At 53.5% G+C, this 907-nt stretch carries 1 protein-coding gene; it reads right to left on the bottom strand.

Going from position 1 to position 907, the window contains the following annotated elements; all coding sequences use genetic code 11:
• Positions 1-746 (bottom strand): IS1/IS1595 family N-terminal zinc-binding domain-containing protein (locus tag QP909_RS11705; protein ID WP_502868666.1); only part of this gene is annotated, 746 nt, incomplete at its 3' end.
• Positions 747-907: the final 161 nt, after the last annotated feature.

Raw genomic sequence — 907 nt, 5'->3', positions numbered from 1 at the left:
GACTTAGGAATCTGGTCGAAGGGGACGTCTTTGACGTAGGTACGGGCTTTGAGCTGAGTGCTAAATACGGTGCCGAACTTTTGTAGTTTCACTATCCATTCGGCTGCCTTATCTAGGTTGTCAACGGCGAGTAGTTCAAAGGAAAGCCGTCGTAGTGCTTTGCCCATCGGCGAGGTGGGGTGAAGGCCGGTGGCACGTTGGATATTGCGCTTGACGTGGACAATGCAGCGTTGAACCGGGGTATCAGGCCACAGGCTGCGTAGTGCTTTAAGCCCTCCGGAATCCCCATCGCAGGTAACCAATTGTGGTGGGGCTAGCTCGTCCAGCAGGCGCATATACGACCAGGAGGATTCTTTCGTGCACCAGAACCAATTGATGACATGGGTGGAGTCGGCAGCTACAACAAGGCACTTGGTGTTGAAGTAGGTGCCGTCGATGAAGATTTGATCGTAGATTCGCTGCTTATCAACGCGTCTAGGAGGTTGGATAAGCCAGAACGGTGTGAAGCGTCGTTGCAAAGTTCGCGTTGAAACACCGCAGGTTTTAGCTGTTTCTTCCAGGCTGTTGCTGGAGGTGAGCCAGGAAATGAAAAGGCGGAACCATTTGGCTTGCACGGCGTCGTTATTCACGCGGGTGAAGGTGGCCTTGCAGGTGCGGCATCGCCATCGTTGGTGCCCAGCACTCGTTGTTCCGTGTTTCGTGCATGTCCCGCCGCAGACGGGGCATCGAGGATGATTTTTACTCATCCTCTCATCGTGAACCTAGGTGCCTAGCACACCGGCATGGCTTTGGCGGTATTTCATGGTCGAAGCTGGGATATCCCTCCGGATAAGTGAAATATTCCTAATATCAGCACGCCAGACCGGCTAACCACGTAACCTCACCAACACATCCTGTCGTTTAAGCC

The organism is Corynebacterium sp. MSK195 (assembly GCF_030228885.1).
In the GTDB taxonomy this organism is placed as follows: domain Bacteria; phylum Actinomycetota; class Actinomycetes; order Mycobacteriales; family Mycobacteriaceae; genus Corynebacterium.
This window is presented reverse-complemented; position numbering and strand designations above follow the sequence as displayed.